Source organism: Paenibacillus sp. PCH8 (genome assembly GCF_002968835.1).
In the GTDB taxonomy this organism is placed as follows: domain Bacteria; phylum Bacillota; class Bacilli; order Paenibacillales; family Paenibacillaceae; genus Paenibacillus.
Window position 1 is genome coordinate 537,778 of record NZ_PKQK01000004.1, and the last position, 21,796, is coordinate 559,573.

17 protein-coding genes are annotated in these 21,796 nt (G+C 46.4%); 15 read left to right on the forward strand and 2 right to left on the reverse strand.

What is annotated here, in order from left to right; all coding sequences use genetic code 11:
• Nucleotides 1-134 precede the first annotated feature (134 nt).
• From C0Q44_RS23945 to C0Q44_RS23955, 3 genes are all read left to right on the forward strand, one after another.
• On the forward strand, nt 135-569 hold the full coding sequence (locus tag C0Q44_RS23945; protein ID WP_105409712.1) for a ribonuclease domain-containing protein: 435 nt from the start codon (nt 135-137) through the stop codon (nt 567-569).
• Nucleotides 570-582: 13 nt separating this feature from the next.
• Nucleotides 583-858, forward strand: coding sequence for a barstar family protein (locus tag C0Q44_RS23950; RefSeq protein ID WP_105409713.1), 276 nt, complete (start codon nt 583-585; stop codon nt 856-858).
• A 291-nt stretch (nt 859-1,149) separates the two neighbouring features.
• A complete protein-coding gene (locus C0Q44_RS23955; RefSeq protein ID WP_105409714.1) occupies nt 1,150-2,847 on the forward strand; it encodes an ABC transporter substrate-binding protein in 1,698 nt (565 codons plus the stop codon).
• 82 nt (nt 2,848-2,929) lie between these two features.
• Here C0Q44_RS23955 and C0Q44_RS23960 read toward each other — a convergent pair whose 3' ends face one another.
• Entirely contained in the window at nt 2,930-3,790 is an 861-nt protein-coding gene (locus C0Q44_RS23960; protein ID WP_105409715.1) for an AraC family transcriptional regulator, read from the reverse strand.
• Nucleotides 3,791-3,985: 195 nt separating this feature from the next.
• On the opposite strand from C0Q44_RS23960, the gene C0Q44_RS23965 reads away from it, so the two are divergent.
• From C0Q44_RS23965 to C0Q44_RS23985, 5 genes are all read left to right on the forward strand, one after another.
• Nucleotides 3,986-5,494, forward strand: coding sequence for a glycoside hydrolase family 43 protein (locus tag C0Q44_RS23965; RefSeq protein ID WP_105409716.1), 1,509 nt, complete (start codon nt 3,986-3,988; stop codon nt 5,492-5,494).
• A 20-nt stretch (nt 5,495-5,514) separates the two neighbouring features.
• A complete protein-coding gene (locus C0Q44_RS23970) occupies nt 5,515-7,065 on the forward strand; it encodes a glycoside hydrolase family 43 protein (RefSeq protein WP_105409717.1) in 1,551 nt (516 codons plus the stop codon).
• Between the two features lie 128 nt (nt 7,066-7,193).
• Entirely contained in the window at nt 7,194-8,873 is a 1,680-nt protein-coding gene (locus tag C0Q44_RS23975; protein WP_181151152.1) for an extracellular solute-binding protein, read from the forward strand.
• A gap of 54 nt (nt 8,874-8,927) precedes the next feature.
• Entirely contained in the window at nt 8,928-10,697 is a 1,770-nt protein-coding gene (locus tag C0Q44_RS23980) for a sensor histidine kinase (protein WP_308737461.1), read from the forward strand.
• Nucleotides 10,682-12,307: a response regulator gene (locus C0Q44_RS23985; protein WP_105409719.1), complete on the forward strand. Its 1,626-nt coding sequence runs from the start codon at nt 10,682-10,684 to the stop codon at nt 12,305-12,307. Before C0Q44_RS23980 ends, C0Q44_RS23985 begins: the two co-directional genes overlap by 16 nt.
• A gap of 121 nt (nt 12,308-12,428) precedes the next feature.
• On the opposite strand, the gene C0Q44_RS23990 is transcribed toward C0Q44_RS23985, so the two are convergent.
• Nucleotides 12,429-13,196: a response regulator transcription factor gene (locus tag C0Q44_RS23990; protein WP_105409720.1), complete on the reverse strand. Its 768-nt coding sequence runs from the start codon at nt 13,194-13,196 to the stop codon at nt 12,429-12,431.
• Between the two features lie 273 nt (nt 13,197-13,469).
• Between C0Q44_RS23990 and C0Q44_RS23995 the strand changes: the two genes are divergently transcribed.
• The 7 genes from C0Q44_RS23995 to C0Q44_RS24020 all read left to right on the forward strand — a co-directional run bounded on the left by C0Q44_RS23995 (nt 13,470) and on the right by C0Q44_RS24020 (nt 21,783).
• Complete coding sequence (locus tag C0Q44_RS23995) at nt 13,470-14,825, forward strand: extracellular solute-binding protein (RefSeq protein ID WP_105409721.1); 1,356 nt, start codon at nt 13,470-13,472, stop codon at nt 14,823-14,825.
• A 115-nt stretch (nt 14,826-14,940) separates the two neighbouring features.
• Complete coding sequence (locus C0Q44_RS24000; protein WP_105409722.1) at nt 14,941-17,832, forward strand: extracellular solute-binding protein; 2,892 nt, start codon at nt 14,941-14,943, stop codon at nt 17,830-17,832.
• Nucleotides 17,833-17,890: 58 nt separating this feature from the next.
• The gene (locus C0Q44_RS24005) at nt 17,891-18,808 is read left to right on the forward strand and encodes a carbohydrate ABC transporter permease (protein ID WP_374955146.1); all 918 of its coding nucleotides are present in this window, start codon (nt 17,891-17,893) and stop codon (nt 18,806-18,808) included.
• Between the two features lie 2 nt (nt 18,809-18,810).
• Nucleotides 18,811-19,686, forward strand: coding sequence for a carbohydrate ABC transporter permease (locus C0Q44_RS24010; RefSeq protein WP_105409724.1), 876 nt, complete (start codon nt 18,811-18,813; stop codon nt 19,684-19,686).
• A 15-nt stretch (nt 19,687-19,701) separates the two neighbouring features.
• Entirely contained in the window at nt 19,702-20,592 is an 891-nt protein-coding gene (locus C0Q44_RS31595) for an NHL repeat-containing protein (RefSeq protein ID WP_308737462.1), read from the forward strand.
• Nucleotides 20,559-21,164 carry a hypothetical protein gene (locus C0Q44_RS31600; protein ID WP_308737463.1) on the forward strand — a complete coding sequence of 202 codons (606 nt, stop codon included), beginning with the start codon at nt 20,559-20,561 and terminating at the stop codon, nt 21,162-21,164. The genes C0Q44_RS31595 and C0Q44_RS31600 overlap by 34 nt, the downstream gene beginning before the upstream one ends.
• Complete coding sequence (locus C0Q44_RS24020; protein ID WP_105409725.1) at nt 21,148-21,783, forward strand: Yip1 family protein; 636 nt, start codon at nt 21,148-21,150, stop codon at nt 21,781-21,783. Before C0Q44_RS31600 ends, C0Q44_RS24020 begins: the two co-directional genes overlap by 17 nt.
• Nucleotides 21,784-21,796: the final 13 nt, after the last annotated feature.

Below are 21,796 nucleotides of genomic sequence, written 5' to 3' on the forward strand. Positions count from 1 at the left end.
AGCTTATTTATTTTTTGATGTTATGGTGTGATTGATTTATGAATGAGATTTCGTTAACATTAGAGTCATTGTCATTTCTTCGGGTGTCCCCTAATTCATTCATGACAGCAAGTTTGCCAAAAGGAGAACAGATTATGATGTTTAAAAAATGGATTTATCCCTTGGTTATCATCCTAGCCGCATTATTGTTCACGGGCTGTACGTCGCAGACGATACTCGATACCGACACGGCACAAGTCTCAGAGAAGACGGGATTCGATGAGGTCGCCAAGTATATTTCGGAGCACAATGAACTCCCGCCTAACTTCATTACCAAGAAAGAGGCCAGAGAATTGGGCTGGGTAGCCAGTGAAGGGAATCTGCAGGAAGTGGCTCCAGGCAAAAGCATCGGCGGCGACGTATTCAGGAACCGGGAAGGTCTATTGCCCGGCAAAAAAGGACGAATATGGTACGAGGCCGACATCCATTATTCAGGTGGAAGACGTGGAAGTGACCGAATTCTGTATTCCAATGACGGTTTGATCTACCAAACGACCGATCATTACCAGTCATTCGAACAGTTGAAATAAACGGAGGCTTATGATGAGAATCATTCAGATTGAAGGAGAACACCTTCATGGCAAAAAAGAACTGCATCGGGTCTTGCAAGACAAGCTTGAGTTAGGCAACCATTATGGAGCGAACCTGGATGCATTATGGGATTGTTTAACTGGAGCTGTTGCCATGCCGCTTACGATTCAGTGGACTGATTTTGAGAAAAGCAAAGCGTCTCTGGGAGATTATGCGGACCAGGTTATCGAATTGATGCGAGAAGTTGAAGAAGAGGTAGAAGGATTCACGTTGGATTTGAAGAACTGAATTTCTTCAATTGAGATCATGAAGCGATGGGCAACCATCGCTTTTTTCAATATTTCTGACCAGTGCTCATGTCTATATCGTGCTATATGGATGGCCTAATATTCAAGGTTGAGGTTCCAGTAGTTCTCTATACTTTACATTTGAATAGGGAATAGATGGGGAAAGTTAACCCATTCCGGCGCTTTGATATGAAAGCGCATACTCTATTAAAGAAGGCTATTGTACTGTACTGGATTAAATTAGATTGGATTGGTTTAAAACCACTAACACGATACAGGGGGCAGAGAAATAATGAGAAGCGTTACGAAAGTGCTTGGAGCATGTCTGGTTACAAGTATTGTCCTGGTTTCCGCCGGTTGCGGAAATTCTACAGAGAGTTCTGAACCGAATAGCAGTGACACAACCAGCCCGATTACCTTCACCTTCTTCGGAGCAGATGCAAGTCCCAACTGGAATAAAATGCAGGATGCAGTAGGTCAAAAAATGACGGAAGAAACCGGTGTGACCCTGAACGCAGAATTCGATATTTCTAGTGGTGGCGGAAATGATCGTATTTCCTTGATGGCCGCCAGCGGCGATTACCCGGATTTGATTTTTCCAAAAGGGAACCTGACCCGACTCGTCGATGCCGGTGCCATGGTTGATTTAACGGATCTGATTGAAGAACACGCACCTCATCTGAAAAAAATATATGGAGAGCAGTTTAACCGTTTAAAATATAGTAACGAAGACCCATCCATCTATTGGATTCCGACGAATGGTGCGATCGATCAGGTCAGCTTTGACGCTACGAATGGAGCAGCTATTCAGCATCGCGTAGTTAAGGAACTTGGATATCCTGAGATCCAAACCATAAACGATTTCGAAAATGTGCTGCGTGACTTTTACAAGAAACATCCCACAACAGATGATGGTCAGCCAACGATCCCGCTAACACTCAGTGCTGATGGTTGGCGGCGCATGATCACCGTGACCGACCCCGCTGTCATGTCTACGGGTGGCCCCGGAGATGGCGAGTATTTCATCAATCCTGACACATATGAAGCTGTACTGCATTACAAGCGGCCTGAGGAAAAGGAATATTTCCGTTGGTTGAACAAGATGTTCAATGAAGGTTTGCTGGATAAAGACAGCTTTGTTCAAAAGGACGACCAGTACAAGTCCAAAATCGCCAGCGGTCGCGTGTTATCGTTGCTTGATCCAAGCTGGGGGTTCAGTGATGCAGAAAATGCATTAAAAAGTGCAGGCAAGGATGACATGACCTATGGATTCTATCCGGTGACACTGGACGACACCTTTCAGCGCAAAGATTTCCAGAGCATTGGCTTTGACGGCTATGGCATCGGTATTACAGTAGATTGCGAAGACCCTGTTCGCGCCATTAAATTCCTGGACTGGATGTCGTCCGAAGAAGGACAAGTCTTGAGAAACTGGGGAATTGAAGGCGAGCAATACAACGTGAAAGACGGAGTTCGTGCCATCCCGGCAGATGTACAAGAACGTAAAAACAAAGATAATAGTACATTCACCAAAGAAACCGGGGTAGGCCTGTACAATATTTTTGGTGCCCATTATGGAGATGGCGTCAAAGATTCAACGGACAACTATTATACAACCAATTATCCTGAACAGATTCAGCTAAGTTATTCGGATGAGGAAAAAGAAGCTCTGAAAGGGTATGGCATTACCACTTGGAAGGATCTGTTCCCTTCGGAAGAAGAGTTTCCGGTGAAAGAGTGGGGTGCAGCTTACAATATGCCGATTCCTTCGGATAGCGGAGATTATAACGTTGTGTATCAGAAAACGCAGGATATTATACAGAAGCGGATTGCTGAAGCAATTTCATCCTCTCCGAGTGCCTTTGACGGCATCTATGACAATATGATTGCTGAACTAGATCGTGCGGGTGCGGTAGCCATGGAACAGCAGTACACCGAGTGGATTAAAGACCGCGTTCGATTGTGGACGGGAAAAGAGATCAATGAATAGCGAGCAGCTAAGAAAACATCGAGCCATACCTTGGCCCGGTGTTTTCTGCTTGCATTCCATTACCTTTGGTATAGAATCCAACTCAGAGTAGGGATGCATCACGTCGTTGTTTAATATATCTGCCCGGGGAGAGGCCGACCATTTTGGTGAAACTTCGAATAAAGTTGGCATAGTCACTGAAACCCGACTGAAAACACGCATCTGTAATGCTCATTCCGTCAGACAGGTGCAATTTGGCTCGTTCAATGCGACGGCCCAAAATGTAGGAACGGATGGTCAACCCGGTATGCTTTTTGAATTGGCGACTGATATACGTGCTGTTCATATAGAACTCTTCAGCAAGTTTGCGAAGCGTGATGTCTTGATTGATATGTGCTTCGATGTACTCCATTGTTTTGCACACCAATTCAGGCATGATGTCATTGGGAACAAACGAATTGTTGTGAAACCAGACATTAATCATGACCAGCAATTGCGCGACTGCTGCATTGATTTTGATATCCGTGCCATAAGCATCCGAGGAGCGCAGTCCTTCTATTTCGTTGGTCCACTGCAGCATGAGGTCCAAACGTTCATCATTAAGGTGAATGATGTTACCTGTTCCTTTGGGACGATAATCGAAACATGCAGACAGATTGGTTGAAGGCGTAGATAAGTGATACATATAGGTCTTTTTGAGATTAATTGTTATTCGTTCATATTCCGTTTCATCCAATATAAAGACGCGATGCATTTCCTCCGGTGAGATCATAAGCAAATCTCCCCGTTGCATAGGGTAACACCGGTTTTCTATGTAAAAGTGCACATCGCCGCGGAGAAAAAGATAAATCTCATATGCATTGTGTCGATGATAGATCGTTTCCAGCTTATACTTCGTTACGTGATGCAGATATAAGAGTTCGGGCTGGATGGGATCATAGAAATATTCAGAGGATCCACTCATGAAGTACCTCCTGTCATTTCACGCAATAAATAGAGCGGGTTACGCAATGAAATTGTACTCAGCTTACCTTAAAATGTAATCATCCTATCATGATGTCTTTTGTATTGCAAGCGCTTTCTCGTTTATGAATAGATGCATGGGGATATCCAAGTGTATAAGAAACAACCAACAACGATTATAGGGGGAGTTCTTTCGATGAATCGCAATTCTTTATCACATACTGGTGCGCAAAAGGAAGGAATCGGCCAGTCGGCCAGTCTGGAGAGTATTACTAAGGAGATTGGCAAACTTCGTCCAAACGGAAATCCTCTGATGGCGCATAAATTCGGAGCCGATCCATATGCGTTGGTATATAACAATCGCGTATACCTGTACATGACCAGCGATACGTTGGAATATGATTCAGACGGTACACCTCTGAAAAACAGCTATAAATCAATCAACCGGATCACGGTTATTTCTTCAGATGATCTAATGAACTGGACTGATCATGGTGAGATCAGGGTTGCCGGACCTCAGGGTGTAGCAACATGGGCCACACAGTCCTGGGCACCGGCAGCTGCTCATCAGATCATCGATGGCAAAGACTGTTTCTTTCTTTATTTCGCCAACAATGCTAGTGGGATCGGCGTTTTATCCGCTTCAACACCTGTTGGCCCATGGATAGATCCTGTAGGTAAAGCTCTCGTGACAAGAGAGACTCCGGGTGTGGAGGATGTAACCTGGTTATTCGATCCGGCCGTTTTTGTGGATGACGATCATCAGGCATATCTTTATTTTGGAGGCGGTATTCCTCAAGGGAAAGCAGAGAGACCCGATACAGCAAGAGTTATGCGCCTGGGAGAAGATATGATCAGCTTGGTCGGCAAAGCCAAAGTCATTCCGGCACCATATATGTTCGAGAGCTCGGGGATACATAAATATAACCATATATATTATTATACGTATTGCTCCAATTTTCACGAGGGTAATCGGCCAGAAGACAGTCCTCCAGCTGGAGAAATCGCCTACATGACCAGCGTGCAACCTAAGGGGCCATGGACATATCAGGGAACGATTCTTCAGAATCCGGGACACTTTTTTGGCATCGGCGGCAATAACCACCACGCTATATTTCAACTGGCGGATCAGTGGTACATTGCCTATCATGCGCAGACATTATGCCAGGCCATGAATATCCCTGAAGGTTACCGCTCCACACATCTGAATCGAATCGAATATGATGCCACTGGTGCGATCAAGAAGGTACACGCAGACTATCAAGGTGTGGATCAGATCCAATTCTTTGATCCCTATCAACAGATAGCAGGTTCAACCATTGCATGGAGTAGCCGCGTAACTGTGGAGCAAGTCCTTCGTTCGGATGAAACATCCGAATCAGATATGGATATTGTTGCCGCTGAGCTGCAAGGTGGAAGTTGGATTGCTATTTCAAACGTTGATTTTGACAGTGAGGGACCAACAAGTTTCAGAGCCGCCATTCTGAGTAAAGGAACAGAAGGTACGTTGGAACTACGTCTGGATCGTGCAGACGGGCCATCCATTGGAGTCATGAGCATTCCCTCTACGACCGGATCACTTCACTGGCTGGAACTAATAACGAAAATTACAGGTGTGCGAGGTGTTCATAACCTGTATATTATGCTTACAGGCTCAGCAGATACCCCAAGTATCCTTTTAAGAGAATGGGCATTCAATAGATAAAAATGAGGTGTAATTAAAGCATGTATGCAAATCCAATCATTTGGGCTGATTACCCGGATCTTGATGTAATCCGCGTGAAGGACACGTATTATATGGTCAGTACAACCATGCATATGATGCCGGGATGCGTCATCCTGCGTTCATATGACCTGATTCAATGGGAAGTAGCTACACATGTATACGACAGACTGGACGATACACCAGCCCAGCGATTGGAAGATGGCCAACAGGTATACGGTAAAGGGATGTGGGCCGCATCACTCAGGTATCATCAAGGGATGTTCTATGTTGTTTTTGTTGCGAATGATACTCGTAAAACATACTTGTACACATCCACCTCCATCACGGGAGTATGGAACAAGCAAGAGGTAGAAGGTTTCTACCATGATTGCTCCTTATTTTTTGACGATGATGACCGGATATATCTCATTCACGGGAATACCGAGATCTATCTGACCGAATTAAGCCCCGATCTCTCCGGGCCCAAGCCTGGAGGAGTACAGCGTCTAATCGTAAAAGACGAGCAGCCTTACCACCTCGGTTACGAAGGTGCACATTTCTATAAGATCAATGGGAAGTATTACGTCTTTCTGATTCACATCTCGAAAGCTTCTGGACGGAGAACACAGGCATTTTACATGGCTGACTCTCTGGAAGGACACTTTGTTGGCGGAGAAGTATTTAATGATGATATGGGGTACTTCAACGCGGGTGTTGCTCAGGGCGGAATCGTAGATACACCCGAGGGTGACTGGTATGCAATGTTATTTCAGGATCATGGAGCTATTGGTCGCATCCCTGTACTGGTACCGCTACATTTCGAACATGATGTACCGGTATTTGCAAGTGAAGCGCCCAAACTAATCGATATATCGAGCAGCAGACCAGGCTACCGTTATAACCCGTTGGTAGATAGCGATCGTTTCGACTATATAGCCGGAGATGAGGGAAGAATACGGCTGCGTGATATATGGCAATGGAATCACACCCCTCATGACGAACTCTGGTCCGTGACGGAGAAACCAGGAGTATATCGCGTACGTACCGGTCAGATCAGCCCAAATCTGACGTTTGCTGTGAATACACTAACCCAACGTGCGATGGGGCCCACTTGCGAGGCAACGGTCATGCTTGACGGCAGCGATCTGAATGATGGGGATTTTGCGGGGTTGTGCTTTTTGATCGGTACCTACGGTATGATCGCCCTTACAAGGAATCAAGGCCAGTTTCACTTGGTCATGCAGGCTAGAAAAAGTGAGGACTCCAGTATATTCGGCAATCTGATTGATCAGGAGCCTGCTACTGAGTATGCACGTATTCCTGTATCAGGCCCTGTGGTTACGCTGAAAGCATTTGGTGATTTTGTAGACAATCAAGATGAGTGCTCTTTCGCCTATCTCGATGGGAGTGAATGGAGAAACATCGGTATTCATCACCAAATGATATACAAACTGGATCATTTTATGGGTTGCCGGATAGGGTTGTTTATATATTCAACTCTTGCAATTGGAGGAACGGCTGACTTTTCGGATTTCAAATATAGCGTAATCAACACTCAAGATAATCATTGACATCATGAAGCCGCCAAACGGCGGCTTTTTCCGTTCTCAATACAGATAAGTTGTTGTACAATGATAGAGATTCAAAATGGTAGAGTATAGAGATATGTTCATTCCTATGGAATTGGGGGCATGTCGTCGTGGACAAAAGATGGCTGGACAAAACAAGATGGACCGTTATTCTGTTCCTTGCAGTGTGCATACCGGCAGGCTATACCGCAGGAAATTCTGAACAACAAAACCCGCAGTTACACGGGCAACAAGTTCAACTTCCCGCTATGGCTGGGAAGTACTCGCCTCCCATTGATGTCTCTTTTGTCAGGGAGACCGGGGACGATTTACAGCGAATGATTAGTGAGTTGCCTGGTGAGACGATGCTGGATAACCGCTGGACTCGCTTGTACGAGGAAGAATTAGGCATTCGAATTCGTTATGACTGGATTGCCAACGGGGACGTATATAGTCAGAAGCTGGGAGTATCCCTTGCAGCGGGACGTTTTCCGGATGTGGTCAAAGTGAATCCATATCAACTCAGACAATTAAGCAACGCTGGATTGATTGAAGATCTAACGGAAGAGTACCAAGTGTATGCTTCTCCACTTACGAAGAGAATATTGGAAGCGGAAGGCAGAGGATCATTCGACGCAGCAACTATAGACGGTAAGCTTATGGCCATTCCCGAATCCTCTTCCTCTATTGAGACGGCGCAGTATCTGTGGATCAGAACGGATTGGTTGAAACGTCTGGGCTTGCAGCCACCTGAAACGATGGAAGATGTTCTTCAGATTTCGAAAGCGTTTACAGAGGGAGATCCAGACGGAAACGGGGTACAGGATACCTTCGGACTTGCACTAACGAATCACTTGTGGGACCCCGTCATGGGAGGTGCAGGATTCATGTCTGGCTACGGTGCCACCCCGAATATATGGGTTAAAGATGCAGAAGGCAACCTCACGTATGGCGGCATACAACCTGAAGTTCGCGAGGCGCTGCAACAATTGCAAACCATGTATCTTGAAGGCCAACTTGATCCGGATTTTGGCTACAAAAATGGAAGCAAGGAGTTCCGCCTGGTTCAGGATGGCAAGATAGGAATGCTTTACGGCGAACAGTGGGCTTCTTTTATGATTCAAAGTACCCGTGAAACAGATTCTGAAGTGGAATGGCAGGCATATCCGCTTGTTGCCGAATCAGGCAAGAGTCTGTTCGTGCCACTTCGTTCCAACACAGGGCAGTACTTCGCTGTAAGAAAAGGATTCTCTAATCCAGAAGTCGTCTTGAAACTCATGAATCTGCATCTGGATACCAACTGGGGTGAGCACGCACAGTACGAAACATTCTACAATGACGATTCCCGAGCGGTGTGGATGCTATCCCCGGTTACTCCCTTTCCTGGTAACAAAAATATAGATGCATATAAACAAATTCGGGATGCCAGGAGCACAGGAGATTTCTCGGGTTTGCAGAATGAAGCTCTTGCCATTCACAAACGAATTGTGGCTTATGAAACGAAAGGTGTGGATAGCGGCTGGGGTTGGAAACAGACCTACGGGCCTTCGGGTGCGTTTAGCATCGCAGATTCTTATGAAAAGAAAGGTCAACTTCTCTATGATCAGTTCACGGGCGGAATTACAGATACGATGGTTGATCGTCAGATCATCCTTCGGGATCTTCAGCTTGAAGCCTATATGAACATTATTCTCGGCAGGCCTATTGAGGAATTTGATCGTTTTGTAGAGAACTGGCGCAAGTTGGGCGGAGATCAGATCACAGCGGAAGTTAACGCGTGGTTTAGAACCCATATGCCAAGGGAGCACTAGGCGTGCTCAACACCGTGCTCATACGATGAAGTAATCCAGGCTTTGGCATTGGAGGTGGATGCATTGATTAAGATCCCAGCTAAATCATGGTTTAACAGCATATTTGCACGATTAATCTTCACCTATCTAGTCTTTGTACTGCCTCTTATCCTTCTTGGTGTATATCTGTATCATTGGAGTTATGACAATGCGAGCCAGGAAATATCCTTATCAACCGAAAGACGATTGGACCAATACGCAGTCGAATTGAACAGGGAAATTGAATGGATGGAGCTGCAACAGTTTGATATTGCCGAGGATCGAAAACTGAATCGTCTGGCCGTCCTTTGGGACATGATGGATCAGGTTGAGCGACGTGATACATTGAATTACTTGTCTGAACGGCTTGCTTCATTCAAGAACAGTACCGCATACATCAGGAACGTTCATGTACATATCCCTACAGTGAACAAAAGCATATCCGCAACGCAAGGCATCGATAACTTCGATGAGTCTGCATATGAATATTTCAGTTCAGGCATACAGGGAAAAGGTACACGCTTCACCGTGAAAGAGGAAACAATGAACCTGAGTGCCGTCCGGCTGACAGGCAAGCGGGGAGAACCTCCGTTATTTGTGGTACAGGTTGAGCTGGATACTGAGCATTTTCGCAATGAGCTAACACGGCTTAATTTGTATCCAGAGAGCTCCACTTTTCTTATTGAGAACCAAACGGGGCAAGCCATCACAGATAATCAACCACGAGAAGCCATTCTCTCCAATTATCGTCAATACAGTGTCAAAGGGACGCATGACGACGGGTTTCGGATGAAGGTTGAGGGGACCTTGTATCATGTTAGCGAGTCCCATATGGATTCCTTGGGCTTATCTTTAGCAACCTATTTGCCAGAAAAAATTGTAACCAGACCGCTTAGCAAGTTCTATCATTGGGCCTGGCTATTTGCAATCACATCCTTTATTGCGATCACGGCTTATCTCTACTCAAGCTACAGGCTGATCCACATCCCTTTACTCCTTTTGGTGAAAAGATTCAAAAAAATGGAGGGAGGTGTGCTGGATATCCCGATCGTGCACCATCGACAGGATGAGTTCGGCTTCCTCTACACCCGTTTTAATCAAATGATTGAAAATCTTCAATCGCTGATAGATCGGGATTTCAAGCAAACAATGATGATGCAGCGGGCGGAGTTGAAACAGCTCCAATCCCAGATCAACCCTCACTTCCTGTACAATAGTTTCTTTATTCTGAATTCACTTGCCAGAACAGGGGAAACAGAACGCATAGAGCAATTCACGAACATGCTCGGTGAATATTTCAGATTCATCACCCGGAATGAAACAGATCATGTCAAATTAAAAGAGGAAGTTGACCACTCACGAATCTATACAGAAATTCAACAGTTGCGATTCTCCAGACGAATTAAGGTTGATTTCGGGTCACTGCCCGTTGGAATGGAACGTATCCAGGTGCCTAGACTGATCATTCAACCAATCATTGAGAACGCTTATGAACACAGCCTGGAAAAGAATACAGCCTCGGGTCTTCTGGTCATACGGTTTCACCTGGAAGCTCCTTATGCCGAGATCACGGTGGAGGATAATGGGAGCGATTTGCATGAAAGAGATATCCATCTCCTTCAAGAGCGTCTGCATAACGATGCAGGTACCGAAGAAATGACGGGATTAATGAATATTCACCGACGTCTGGTCTTGACGTATGGAGAGAAAAGTGGTCTTTTCCTGTCCAGAAGTGAGTTACAAGGATTAAAAGTAACAATTCGGATCCAGTGTAAGGAAGGGGAAATGGAATGTATCGACTATTGATTGTGGATGACGAAGAGATCATAACGGACAGTCTCTATGAAACGTTCGCCAGGCATATGCCCGACCGGCTTGACGTATGCAAGGCCTATTCTGCACAGGAAGCTCTGAACTGGATGCGACGGTCAAGAATCGATATTGTACTAACCGACATCCGAATGCCGGGGATGAGCGGCCTGGAGCTGACAGAGCAGATTCAGGCCAGTTGGCCGAATTGTCGCGTCATTTTCCTGACAGGACACAGCGATTTTGATTATGCCTATCGCGCCTTTCAGATGACCAATGTGCGTTACTTGCTCAAAACGGAAGGGTATGACAAGGTGATGGCTATTATCGAAGATGTGATGGAGGAGATTCGGCAGAGTCACAGCATGCTTGAATTGCTGGAACAATCCCGTGAAGTCAATTCCCGGCTTGCGGTGATCCAGCAAGAGGAATATATGCGGAAGCTTCTTCAAGACTGCACATCCGTTGTATCTTCTCCCCTTGAAACACAAGATGAATTGGCCAAACGCGGCATAGGATTGCAAGCGGACTTACCGGTTTATCTGATCCTGGGTCGGTTCAACACTTCGCCTGGAACAGGTTCGGAGCTTACGCGAGTCCAGGAATCTGTTCGCATTATTGGCTCTACTCTGATGCATGAGCGTACGATGTATGCCAGTGTAACCGACCATTACGGTGATACAGTCTGGCTGGTTCAACCGAAACAGGAGGAAGAGAAGGAGGGCGATAAGCTTGTTCGCTTTCTTGAGGGTACACTGGAACTTGTGCAGGAAGCCTGTATGGTTTCACTTGGTGTATCTATTGCGTTTACATTAAGTGGTCGGAGCAGCGATTGGTCCGAGATCTCCAGACAATATGAGCGTTTGAGATTGCTGCAGTGGATGAAAATCGGTGACGGAGTATCTATGGTGCTCACGGATCATCACGATGAGCTTTCGACAGGGGTACTGAAAGAATCCGGGCGAATCTCAAGCCGGATCGAGATCATGTCCGGATATTTGGAGACGGGACGAATCCAGCCATTCTATGACATATTTGAGGAGCTTGCAAGCGAGCTGTTGCAACAGGATATTACGATGGAACGCGCAATGGAGACATACTACAATCTGGCATTGCTATTGCATTCGACCATCAATCGCTGGGGACTACAACAGCAAATCCCGGATCAACGAAACTTGCTTCATTTGGGAGAGCACGCATGCATGAAGGATGCCGTGCAGTTTCTATATCATGCAGCCGATGAATTAGTCCGCTTCAAAAGATCAAATGAACAGGAACGCGCCAACGTGGTGATTCATTCTTTGTGCAGTTACGTCAAAGAGAACCTGGAGAAAGATCTCTCGCTGGTGAGATTGGCTGAACTTCATCACTTTAATCCATCCTATCTATCCCGGTTCTTCAAACAGGAGATGGGAATCAACTTGTCGGAGTTTATTGACGATTACCGGATCAGGAGAGCGAAGGAGTTGCTTCAGAATACGGATCTGATGATACGCGAGGTTGCGCTACAAGTCGGTTATGAGGCTGCACATTCGTTTACCCGGCTCTTCAAGAAACTAACGGGCATGACGCCCCAGGAGTACCGGGAATCTGTCTTGGTACGTTAAATATGAACCATTCAAACATGATGGACAAAGTAAACCATACAAAAACCGCAGGGATAACATTCCCTGCGGTTTTTGTGTCAGATATACAATGGAATGAACAAAAAGATGCAATGTTCCATCCCTAAGCGGTGTTTATTTTTTGTCTTCTATATGCATTCGGACTTGAGCCGGCATACGCTTTGAACTTTTTATAGAACCAATCAATATCCTTATAACCTACCTCAACAGCAATCTCATATATCCGCAGATTCGTAGAGGACAGGAGCTGCTGGGCCTTTTCCATACGTTGCTGGAGCATGTAATCATTGAAAGACATCTTCTCTTCCAGCTTGAACTTCTGTCCAAGGTACGCACAGTTAAAATGAAGCATGTCGGAGATCTTCTTCAGCGTGATTTCATCACTTAGATGATCTCTTACATAAGCTTTGACAATACGAATAACATGACTGGAATGCATGGGCTTACCATTCATTTGAACGGGTGTTTTGAAGAACGACGACGTCTTGTGTGCCGGGTCGGTTTCAAGCTGGGATCTGAGTCCATGCAGACTGTTAAGTAAAGAAGAGGGACTTACAGGATACGGGAGATAATCATTCACCTGATAAGTTAGCGCTTTGCGTACGAGCCTGAAGTGATCTCTTCCACCCATCAACAGGATCGGAATCTGACTTTTTTTCCGAATATCGTTGCATAACCAGAGACCTGCGGTATCGAACCTCTCTGTATGTACCATAACAAGGGAAAAGTCTCGTTCAGACAATGCGGTCAATGCTTCGGACGATGAGAACACACAATTTGCGATAGTATATTGAGCTTTGCTCCGTAGCAACAGCTGTTGTAATTCTCCGCACAAACGACGGCTGAAATCCACAAGTAAAATATCATACATGAAGCAATACCTCACCTTCTCCTGAATTGTAATCCACTAGATCAACTGAAATATGGCTTAATTTCATTATGGTAACAAAAGAAAGCGCATACAATGTGCATATTTTTGCAGAGAGTCCATTTCTTTACCAATTGAAACCTAGAATGCACTCCGCTCGTTGAAATACACGGAAATCTATAGTTAGTCAGGGTAAACACCTGTATTCCGGCAGGTTGATGACGCTTTCAATTGAACGATACACTTTGAGAGCAAACGACAATCAGGGGGAAGACGATGAGAAAAAAAACGTTCATGCTACTCAGTTTGGTTTTATCTGTCATGTTGTTCATCACTGCTTGTAGTTCAGCACCAACTGCTCAGCCTGAACCAGAGACCAAGGTGCCACAAGAGGAACAAACGACAACTGAAACCGAGCCTAAGAACGAAGCATCCACACCGGAGATGGACTTTGACATGGGTGGTAGAACAATTAAAGTAGTAGCCTGGTGGGATATGCAAATATCCGATAATAACCCGGATAACATTCAACGCATCGAGAATCTGGAAGCACTGAAGAAAAAGCATAACTTCAAAATCGAATATGTTTCCATCGATTTCGGTGAATATCAGGAAAAAGTCGTGGCATCACTGATGGCGGGTGAACCGCTTGGCGACTTCGTAAGACTGGGTAAAAACTACGCTATTCCGGCACTGACCAAGCAAGATCTGTTATGGCCAGTCGATGAATATACCAAGAACGATAAGGTGTTCAATCAGAAAACAACGAAAGAATATATGCAATATGAAGGCAAAGGCTATGGATTTACCGAGGATCAATCTTCGTTCATCAATGGCATCTTCTACAATCGTACGCTAATGCAAGAGCTTGGCTTGAAGCCACTTCAAGATTATGTCGATGCTGATGAGTGGAACTGGGATACATTCATGAGTGTTGCCAAACAGGCGAATAAGGACCGTAACAACGATGGCAAGCTCGATACATGGGGATTGGCTCAAACGGGGCTTCTTGAACCCATTCTGTACTCCAACGAGGCTTCTCTAACGAAAGAGGATAAGCAGAACCTGGAAGATCCTCAAACCAAAGAGGCACTGAATTTCCTCTCCAAATTGGCCACGGAGAAAGTGGGCAGAGCTACAGAAGGTGGAGATTGGACGGAGCCGGCCACATTCTTCCGTCAAGGCAATACCTTGATGTATTCGGGTGCCATGTATGAAATTGAAGGCATTAAGACGGATATGAAAGATTACGACATTGGTTTCGTGCCATTCCCGAAAGGACCGAGCGCTTCGGCCTATCATTCTGGCGAATCGCGTTACCAAGCTATAACCATCCCGAAAGCTGTGGAGAATCCAGAACAATTGATGTATATCTGGGAGAAAATCAATGAAATCGATTCGGTCTATGATTATCCTGAACAATCGACATTGGAAACACATCTGACCGAGGAAGCCGACATCAACAATGCCAGAACGGTCGCTGAGGGGATGTTAGTACTCGACCATAATACATTCCCATCCTTGCCATTCTGGGATTTTGACGGTGAACTGAAAGAGGGAATATCGGTGTCAACGCTGATCGAGAAATACAAGGCACCTTTCCAGGCAGCGATTGACGAGGTATACAAATAAACAACGTTTAAGGATCACGGGCAGAACGCATCAGCCAGATGCGGTCTGTCCGGGTTAGTTATACACATAAACGCAGTTGTCGCAATGCTTAAAGGGAAAGGGGATACATTTGAACATGCGGTCACGGAAGAAAAAGGGGCTTATCCTGGTGCTCACCTTGGCCTTAGTCCTCTCCATTTGGACCATTTATCCATCGCGAGATCGTGGTCTGGCAACGGTACACGCACTTGAGGATTTTGAAGCTGTAGCGAATACTGATGATTCACGCAGTTATGAACATTACATCTCTACTCACGCCGATACTGCTAAACCGGATCAAATCGTTCGCATTGAGGGAGAGTCTTATGTTCAGACGGATGGTGAGGGTTTCGAAGTGGTTGATGGATACGCCGGATTAGACGGGAGTGCTGTCATTACACCGGAATCCGGAATGATTCGTTGGGACGTTCCCATACAGGACAGTGGACTGTACCAGATTCGCATTCACTATTATCCCGTCGCAGGCAAAAGTTCTGGTATTGAACGGAAATTGGAATTAAACGGAGAGGTTCCCTTCAGGGGAGCTGACGTTCTTTTGTTCGACAGGGTATGGGGCAACCGTGAAGATAACGTTCAGAGGGACGATCGCGGCAACGATCTCAGACCTAGACAAGTGGAACAGCCCGATTGGCAACTTTCTTCCTTCAAGGACAGCGCGGGTTACTTCGAGGAACCATTTCAGTTCTTTTTCGAAAAGGGCAACCAGAAGTTATCACTCACCTCCCTGAGAGAAAGCATGGCCATCGATTATATCGAGTTGTATCAGGAGGAGAACATTCCGTCCTACGCCGAACTGGAGAAGACTTATGAATCGCTCGGTTTGAAACCCGTTAACCCCGTCATGTTGAAGATTCAAGGAGAACATGCCGTAAGCAAGTCATCGCCGACACTCGCTCCCATCTCGGATCGATCCAGTCCTTCACTTGAACCCTACGATGTATCCAAAATTCGTATGAACGCGATTGGGGGCATCAACTGGAAACTGCCTGGCGAATGGATCGAGTGGGAAGTAGATGTACCGGAGGATGGATTGTATCAGATCGCACTAAAAGCAAAACAGGATCAACTTCGCGGAGTCTATGCCACGCGCAGCTTGACGATTGATGGTAAAGCTCCGTTCAAAGAAATGAAACGCCTTCGTTTCAACTATAGCCCGGAATGGCAAACGCGAGTATTGGGGGAAGAGGACCCCTACTTGTTCCATTTGAAGAAAGGAACTCACCGCTTACGAATGACGGTCACGCTCGGGGATATCGCGCCATTGCTGCGAACGGTGGAATCCAGCGTACTGGATCTGAATGAGATGTACCGTAAAATTTTGATGATTACTTCTAACAAGCCCGATCAGCTAAGGGACTACCAGTTGGAACGACGGATTCCCGAGATGACGGAAATGTTTGAAGAACAGGCGGACATCCTTCGCTCCGTAGCAGACTATCTGGAAAAGGCAACGGGAGAGCAAAGCGATAAGGTCGCCGTGCTTCATGCGATGGTCGTGCAGCTTGAGGATATGGCAGCACGACCGGAGACGGTACCTAAACGACTGGATACGTTCAAAATAAACGTAGGTGGTCTGGGAACCTGGATTCTATCTGTGCGTGAACAGCCCATTGCAGTGGATTATCTGCTGGTCTCCCCGCCTGATCAGAATCTGCCAAAAGCTGAAGCGACGTTGCTACAGCAAGTGAAGCATGAGCTGGGTGCGTACGTTGCTTCCTATACCGAAGATTATGACAGTATCGGGAACGTTGAACAGAAGAAGGATTCCATCACTGTATGGATCACGACCGGACGAGATCAAGCTCAGGTTCTGAAAGGTCTGATTGATGAATCTTTTACCCCGGATACAGATGTCTCTGTCCAGTTGCGCCTCGTTCCGCCTAACATTCTGTTGCCTGCGACGCTTGCTGGAGAAGGCCCGGACGTTGCCATGCAGATGGGTGAAGATATTCCTGTCAATTATGCGATGAGGCATGCCGCGGCCGATCTGAGTAAGTTCCCGGATTTCGATGAGATTTCCGGCCGATTCCGTGAAAGCGGATTGACGCCGTATCGTTACAATGATGGAGTCTATGCTCTGCCGGAACAGCAGCATTTTCCCATGCTGTTTTACCGCAAAGATATTCTGAGTGAGCTCGGTCTGGAGCCTCCCCAAACGTGGCAGGACGTCTATAACGCCATTGCGGTGCTGCAAAAGCACAATATGGAGTTCTATCTGCCGATTGAGGATTCGCTGAACAATGCCAATATGGTCCCGAATGCGACCTATGCGATGCTTCTGTATCAGAATGATGGGGAATTTTATTCGGATAACCAGCAGAAAAGCTCACTGGATTCGGAAATCTCGATGGAAGCCTTCAAAAGGTGGACTCAATTTTATACCAATTACAAATTTCCACTCAAAGCTGATTTTCCGAACCGATTCCGTACAGGAGAAATGCCCATTGGCATTGCCGACTATACCACATACAACATGTTGACGGTGATGGCGCCTGAAATTCGCAACCTGTGGGATTTTACGATTGTTCCGGGGACGCAGCTTCAGGATGGTTCCGTGAGACATGAAGTCGCAAGCGCGACCAGCGCGGTCATGATGCTGGAGAATGCCAAGAACCAAGAGGCTTCATGGAAATTCATGAAATGGTGGACCAGCAAGCAGACCCAGATTGAATTCGGGAGAGAGATGGAAGGTCTTATGGGGGCTGCCGCTCGTTATCCTACAGCCAATATGGAGGCTTTGGAGCAATTGCCTTGGCCGGTTAAGGATTATCAAAATTTGGAGAAACAATGGGAATGGGTGCAAGGCATTCCACAAGTTCCCGGAGGATATTTTACAGGTCGTCATCTCGACAATGCCTTCCGCAAGGTCGTTAATGCGAATGAAAATCCGCGTGAAGCCCTATCGGATTATGTGCTCTATATCGATGATGAGATTGAACTGAAACGCAAAGAATTTAATCTGAAATAGAGGGAAGGGAGGGTAACGGTTGCAGCCCAAAACAGCCAAGACATCCGCCGCTCCGCCCATCCATGCGCGGCAGGTCAGCTGGTGGACCCTTTTGAAAAGGGATCTGTACCTGAGCAGGCACTATTACGTATTGATGGCACCGTTTATGCTGATCTTTTTCATGTTCACCGTCATACCAGTCGCCATTTCACTTGGACTAAGCTTTTTCCATTTTAATATGTTGGAACTACCTCGTTTTATCGGTTGGCAAAATTATTCACGGCTTTTTCTGAATGACGATGTTTTTCTGATCGCTTTGAAAAACACGCTACTCTTCGCCGTAATTACAGGACCTCTCAGTTATGTTGCCTGCTTTTTATTTGCCTGGATCATTAATGAGCTCTCTCCCAAAATTCGGGCGGTCATGACACTTGTATTCTATGCTCCATCGATATCAGGCAATGTATTCTTTATCTGGCTCATCATTTTCTCAGGTGACAGCTATGGATACATGAATGGTTTTCTGATGCGTCTCGGTGTTATTTTGGAACCCATTCAATGGCTGGCTAACGAGAAGTATGTATTAGCCATTGTAATCATCGTTCAACTCTGGCTCAGTCTGGGTACGAGTTTTCTTGCTTTTATCGCAGGACTTCAGACCATCGACCGTTCGTTGGTTGAAGCAGGTACCGTGGATGGAATCAAAAACAGATGGCAGGAGCTCTGGTATATTACACTGCCTTCGATGAGACCACAGCTAATGTTTGGCGCGGTGATGCAGATTACAGCTTCGTTTGCCGTCGCCGAAATCTCGATCGCATTGGCTGGATTCCCGAGTGTTAACTATGCGGCGCACACGGTTGTAACCCACCTAATGGACTTTGGCACGATTCGCTTCGAGATGGGATACGCGTCGGCGATTGCCACCGTCTTGTTCGCGCTCATGCTCGGAACGAACATTTTCACGCAAAAAATGCTGAGAAAGATAGGTGAATGACAATGACCAGCAAGGTACGGGCCGTCTTTGGCATGTCGAGAAAACTCAATCGGTCCTTTACCGTCAGCCTGATGCTTTTTGCATTGCTGGCTCTGTTCGGATCATTCATGGTGTTGCCGCTCATCTACGCCGTGAACAATGCGTTCAAACCGCTGGATGAGTTGTTCATATTCCCACCGCGCTTCTGGGTGAACAATCCGACCACGGAAAACTTCTCGGATCTGATTAACCTTATGGGCAATTCATGGGTCCCGTTATCCCGTTATATAGCGAATACGCTGCTCATTACGCTTGTAGGCACAGCAGGGCATATTCTTCTTGCTTCGGCAGCGGCGTATCCACTTGCCAAATATCGCTTTCCCGGTTCAAAAGTGTTGTTCACTATCGTAATTCTGTCACTTATGTTCTCACCACATGTGACAGCGATTCCCAACTACATGGTTATGTCCTGGCTGGGATGGATCAACACACACGCTTCCATTATTGTGCCATCGCTCGCGTTTTCACTGGGACTTTTCCTGATGAAACAGTTCATGGAGCAAATCCCGGATGCATTGCTGGAAGCTGCAAAAATTGATGGGGCTAACGAATATCGGATATTTTGGAGCATCGTGATGCCCAATGTTAAACCGGCCTGGCTTACGCTCATGATTTTGCAGTTTCCCGCCCTCTGGGGAACAGATGGTGGCAGCTTTATTTATAGCGAAAATCTCAAAACGTTGCATTATGCGCTCAGCCAGATTATTCAAGGGGGGATTGCTCGGGCAGGGGTTGGTGCTGCGGTAGCATTACTGCTCATGATCGTACCAATTACCCTGTTCATTATCTCTCAGAGCAGTGTCATACAAACGATGGCTACTTCAGGCATGAAAGAGTAGAAGGGAGGCAGCAAAGTGCGAAAAAGCACATGGAACAAATGCGGATGGATCACCATGGGCATGGCCTGCCTCCTGTTCTTAGGTACAGAGGCAGCACCCGCTAACGCAGACGGTTCATCTGACGCATACCAGTACTCCTATTGGGCAGAAGCCGTTCCCGCTCCCGCTGCATATGAAGCGACGGGAATGATTACAGGCACGAAGCTAAAGATCGGGGCATTCAAAGAGCCCAGTGATATGCATGTCACAGCCGATGAGCATGTGTTCGTCCTGGATTCAGGCAATGGCCGTATTGTGGAGATGGATCGTGAACTGAAGCTGATTCGTGAGATTGATTCATTTGAGCGGGATGGCAAAAAGGAGCAATTCAAAAATCCACAGGGACTGTATGTAACGAATAATGGGCATATACTCATTGCGGATTCAGATAATCATCGGGTTGTGCATTTGGATGAACAGGGCCAATTGGTCAAAATTGTGGAACAGCCCCAATCGGATCTGTTAAAACCGGATTTTCAGTTCAAACCGCTGCGGATTGTCATGGATAAAGGAGAACGAATCTATGTCATGGCGGAAGGTGTATTTGATGGATTCATGGAATTCAACGTGGATGGTACCTTCTCTTCATTCATTGGGGCGAACAGGGTACAGGTGGACCCGGTAGAGTATCTCTGGAAACGTTTCGCAACCCGACAGCAACGCAGTCAGATGGTCATGTTTACCCCGACGGAGTTCACCAATCTGGACATAGACGAAGAAGGGTTTATCTATGCAACCAGCGGAGACCGGGGCAAGGAACCCATCAAGAAGCTCAATGCCCAAGGAACAGACATCCTTCGAAGAGAAGGGTATCAACCACCTCAGGGGACCTGGTGTACAGCAATGAGCTTGGACCTTCCCGGCTGATTGATGTGGATGTAGGCGAAAGTGATATGTACTCCGTGCTGGATTCCAAGATGGGACGAATCTTTACGTATAACGGTGACGGTTACTTGCTCCACATCTTTGGTGGCATTGGAAATCGACTCGGTCAATTCAATACCCCGGTTGCACTGGAGCGCGCGGGAGACCGGATGCTAGTGCTGGACAAAGCGCTCGGTGAGATCACTGTATTTCAGACGACAGAGTATGGCCGTACACTGCACGAAGCGGTTCATAGTTATTTTAATGGGAATGAAGATCAAGCCTCGGTACTTTTCTCCAAAGCTGCCGACATGAATGCGAATCTGGAGTATGCCTATGCAGGGATTGGCAAAGCATTGCTACGTCAAAAGGAATACGCAGAATCTGCCCAATACTTCAAGCGAAGCATGGAGCGTGAAGGTTACTCCAAGGCATTCCTCTTGTTCCGCAAAGACCTGCTACGAGAGCATTTCTCGTGGATGATGTCTGGATTGGTACTGGTTGCAGCTACGATTGTAACTGTCATCATCGTTCGCAGGCAGAAAAGGAGGACTACGAATGCAGGCGTCAAGTAAACAACTGTACCAATATCCGCTACACCTCATTTTTCATCCGTTTGACGGGTATTGGGAGCTGAAATATGAGCGGAATCAGAGAACAACGCTGCTGATTGCATGTATGATTCTGGGGCTGCTGGTTGTCACCAAAATTCTTCACGCCCAATACAGCAGTTTCCTGATTAATTTCAACAATCCGAATCGCTTGAACAGCCTGCTGGAAATGATGTATGTCATCATTCCCGTGTTGTTCTGGTGTATAGCCAACTGGTCGTTGACCACGCTTATGGACGGCGAAGGCAAGTTTTCGGAGATTTTTATGTCCACATGTTTTGCCCTGGTTCCGTTGTTTCTGATTCAGTTTCCATGGATCTGGCTGAGTCTTGTCATCTCCGTTCAGGAAACCGCCTTTTATTATTTCTTTAACGCTCTTGCCATTGGCTGGACGTTGTATCTGTTATTCGTTGGCAACATGACGGTACATCAATATTCTCCGGCCAAAACAGTGCTTACGATGCTGCTTACGCTTGTTGCCATGGCATTCATGGCATTTCTATGCCTGTTGTTCTTCAGTCTGGTACAACAGATCGTGTCCTTTGCAGTGACTATCTATCAGGAATTAGTGCTTCGGGGCTAAGGAAGGAGGAATG